Below are 3,644 nucleotides of genomic sequence, written 5' to 3'. Positions count from 1 at the left end.
GATATCTGCCGGGTGCTCGATGCCGCCGGCCCGCTGGATGTGCTGGTCAACAATGCGGGGGTGAGCGACAGCCAGCCCTTGCTGGCCTGCGACGATCAAAGCTGGGACCGCGTGCTCGACACCAACCTCAAGGGCGCCTGGGCGGTGGCCCAGGAAAGTGCCCGGCGCATGGTCGCGGCGGGGAAGGGCGGCAGCCTGATCAATGTCACTTCGATCCTCGCCAGCCGTGTGGCCGGTGCCGTCGGCCCTTACCTGGCGGCCAAGGCCGGCCTGGCCCACCTGACCCGCGCCATGGCGCTGGAGTTGGCGCGCCATGGCATCCGGGTGAATGCCCTGGCGCCCGGCTACGTGATGACCAACCTGAACGAGGCCTTCCTGGCCAGCGAGGCCGGCGACAAGTTGCGCTCGCGTATCCCCAGCCGCCGCTTCAGCGTGCCGGCGGACCTGGACGGCGCCTTGCTGCTGCTCGCCAGCGATGCCGGGCGGGCCATGAGCGGCGCCGAGATCGTGGTCGATGGCGGCCACCTGTGCAGCAGCCTGTAACGCGCCCTGGCGCAATAACAACAAGAACAGGAGGTATGTATGTGCGTGCAAGACCGGAGCAATGTGTCGATGAGGTGGCTGCCATGATGGTTCCTACCCTCGAGCACGAGCTTGCTCCCAACGAAGCCAACCATGTCCCGCTGTCGCCGCTGTCGTTCCTCAAGCGTGCCGCGCAGGTGTACCCGCAGCGCGATGCGGTGGTCTATGGCGCAAGGCGCTACAGCTACCGCCAGTTGCACGAGCGCAGTTGCGCCCTCGCCAGTGCCCTGGAGCGGGTCGGCGTACAAGCGGGCGAGCGGGTGGCGATACTGGCGCCGAATATCCCGGAAATGCTCGAGGCCCACTATGGCGTACCCGGTGCCGGGGCGGTGCTGGTATGCATCAACATCCGCCTGGAGGCACGCAGCATCGCCTTCATCCTGCGCCACTGCGCGGCCAGGGTGCTGATCTGCGACCGTGAGTTCGGTGCCGTGGCCCAGCAGGCGCTGGCCATGCTCGATGCGCCGCCCTTGCTGGTGGGCATCGACGATGATCAGGCCGAGCGCGCCGACCTCGCCCACGACCTGGACTATGAGGCGTTTCTGGCCCAGGGCGACCCCGGGCGGCCGCTGAGTGCGCCGCAGAACGAATGGCAGTCGATCGCCATCAACTACACCTCCGGCACCACGGGGGATCCCAAGGGCGTGGTCCTGCATCACCGCGGCGCCTACCTCAACGCCTGCGCCGGCGCGCTGATCTTCCAGTTGGGGCCGCGCAGCGTCTACCTGTGGACCTTGCCGATGTTCCACTGCAACGGCTGGAGCCATACCTGGGCGGTGACGTTGTCCGGTGGCACCCATGTGTGCCTGCGCAAGGTCCAGCCTGATGCGATCAACGCTGCGATTGCCGAGCATGCCGTGACCCACCTGAGCGCCGCGCCGGTGGTGATGTCGATGCTGATCCATGCCGAGCATGCCAGCGTCCCTGCCGTGTCGGTATCGGTGATCACCGGCGGCGCCGCGCCGCCCAGCGCGGTCATCGCCGCCATGGAAGCACGCGGCTTCAGCATCACCCACGCCTACGGCATGACCGAAAGCTACGGCCCCAGCACCCTGTGCCTGTGGCAGCCGGGGGTCGACGAATTGCCGCTGGAGGCCCGGGCCCAGTTCATGAGCCGCCAGGGCGTCGCCCACCCGATGCTCGAGGAGGCCACGGTGCTGGATACCGACACCGGCCGTCCGGTCCCGGCCGACGGCCGCACCCTTGGCGAACTGGTAGTGCGGGGCAACACCGTGATGAAAGGCTACCTGCACAACCCCGAGGCCACCCGCGCCGCGTTGGCCGACGGCTGGCTGCACACCGGCGACCTGGCCGTGCTGCACCCGGACGGCTACGTGGAAATCAAGGACCGGGCCAAGGACATCATCATTTCCGGCGGCGAGAACATCAGCTCGCTGGAGATCGAGGAAGTGCTCTACCAGCACCCCGAGGTGGTCGAGGCCGCGGTGGTGGCGCGCCCGGATTCGCGCTGGGGCGAGACACCCCACGCGTTCGTCGCCTTGCGGGCGGATGCCTTACCCAGAACCACGGGTGACGATCTGGTCCGCTGGTGCCGCGAGCGCCTGGCGCACTTCAAGGCGCCGCGGCATGTGACGCTTACCGAACTGCCCAAGACCGCCACCGGCAAGATCCAGAAGTTCGTCCTGCGCGAGTGGGCCCGGCAGGAGGAGGAGGCCGGCGACGCCGGCGGCTGATGGCGCTGCCGCACCCGCACATTCCATAACAATAACTAGGTTGCCCGAGGTGTCCCATGTCCAGCCTGCTATACGCGCGTATCCGCGCCAGTGCCCGGTTCCAGCAACTGGTGGCGCGCCGAAACCGTTTCACCCTGAGCCTGCTCCTGCTGATCCTGGCTACGTTCCACGGCTACATCGCGCTGGTATCGTTCTGCCCCGAGCTGATTGCCAGGCGTCTGGCGCAGGGCTCGAACATGACCTTCGGCGTCGCGGCCGGCGTGTTCCTGTTCGTGTTCTTCTGTGCCTTGTCGGCGCTCTATGTGTACCGCGCCAACGGCGAATTCGATCGCCTGACCCAGGCTCTGGTCGCTGGGCTGGAAGAGGAGCAGGGCGCATGAAGAAGCTCCTTCCCCTGGCGTTGTCGCTGCACTCCGGCCTGCTGTCGGCCTCGCCCGCGTTGGACGCTGGCCAGCGCCAGCCGCTCAACCTGCATGCCATCGGCATGTTCATGGTGTTCGTGCTGTTCACCCTGTGCATCACCTGGTGGGCGGCGCGACGGACCCATTCGACGGCGGATTTCTATAGCGCCGGTGGCGGTATCCGGGGCTGGCAGAACGGCCTGGCGCTGGCCGGCGACTACATGTCCGCCTCCACGCTGCTGGGAATCACCGCGCTCATCTACAGCTCCGGGATGGATGGCTACATCTATCTCATCGCCTTCTTCGCGGGCTGGCCGGTACTGCTGCTATTGATGACCGAGCGGCTGCGCAACCTGGGCCGCTTCACCTTCGCCGACATCACCTCGTACCGTCTCGACCAGGGCAACGTGCGCACCATGGCCGCCATCGGCTCGCTGACCGTGGTGTGTTTCTACCTGGTGGCGCAGATGGTCGGGGCCGGGCAGTTGATCAGGCTGCTGTTCGGCCTGGACTACCAGATCGCCCTGGTGATCGTCGGTGCGCTGATGATGCTGTATGTGACTTTCGGCGGTATGGTGGCAACCACCTGGGTGCAGATCGTCAAGGCATTCCTGCTGCTGGTCGGCGGCTCGCTGGTGCTGTTCCTGGCGATGCGCGAATTCGACTTCAGCTATGACAGGCTGGTCAGCCAGGCGATGGATAGCCATGCCCTGGGCGAACGCCTGCTGGCCCCTGGTGGCTTGCTGGCCGACCCGTTGACCGCGCTATCGCTGAGCCTGGGGCTGGTGTTCGGCACCGCCGGGCTGCCGCACATCCTGATGCGTTTCTTCACCGTCGGCGATGCCCGGGAGGCGCGCAAGTCGGTGCTCTACGCCACCGGGTTCATCGGCTACTTCTTCAATGTCATTTTCCTGCTGGGCCTGGCGTCGATCGTGATCGTCAGCCAGCAGCCCCGGTTCTTCGAGGG

The 3,644-nt window shown here is 66.6% G+C and carries 4 protein-coding genes; all 4 read left to right on the top strand.

All coding sequences use genetic code 11. From position 1 onward, the window contains the following. On the top strand, window positions 1–543 hold a 543-nt coding region (locus FFS27_RS30400; RefSeq protein WP_137952435.1), incomplete at its 5' end, for an SDR family NAD(P)-dependent oxidoreductase. Window positions 544–626: 83 nt separating this feature from the next. After that, window positions 627–2,276 carry an acyl-CoA synthetase gene (locus FFS27_RS30395; RefSeq protein WP_021264763.1) on the top strand — a complete coding sequence of 550 codons (1,650 nt, stop codon included), beginning with the start codon at window positions 627–629 and terminating at the stop codon, window positions 2,274–2,276. A 56-nt stretch (window positions 2,277–2,332) separates the two neighbouring features. Further along, on the top strand, window positions 2,333–2,656 hold the full coding sequence (locus FFS27_RS30390; RefSeq protein ID WP_003089157.1) for a DUF485 domain-containing protein: 324 nt from the start codon (window positions 2,333–2,335) through the stop codon (window positions 2,654–2,656). Beyond that, window positions 2,653–3,644, top strand: a 992-nt coding sequence (locus FFS27_RS30385) for a sodium:solute symporter family transporter (RefSeq protein ID WP_137952434.1), incomplete at its 3' end; no start/stop codon positions are given. The genes FFS27_RS30390 and FFS27_RS30385, both read left to right, overlap by 4 nt.

This window comes from Pseudomonas sp. 2VD (genome assembly GCF_005503585.1).
GTDB classification, from domain to species: domain Bacteria; phylum Pseudomonadota; class Gammaproteobacteria; order Pseudomonadales; family Pseudomonadaceae; genus Pseudomonas; species Pseudomonas aeruginosa.
The sequence above is the reverse complement of the archived record's forward strand: the minus strand, read 5'-3'. Positions and strand labels throughout refer to the sequence as shown.

What these genes read in the sequence shown, in the direction of transcription:
- FFS27_RS30395 (WP_021264763.1), top strand. Translation starts at nt 627, where the DNA reads ATGATGGTTCCTACCCTCGAGCACGAGCTTGCTCCCAACGAAGCCAAC.
- FFS27_RS30390 (WP_003089157.1), top strand. Translation starts at nt 2,333, where the DNA reads ATGTCCAGCCTGCTATACGCGCGTATCCGCGCCAGTGCCCGGTTCCAG.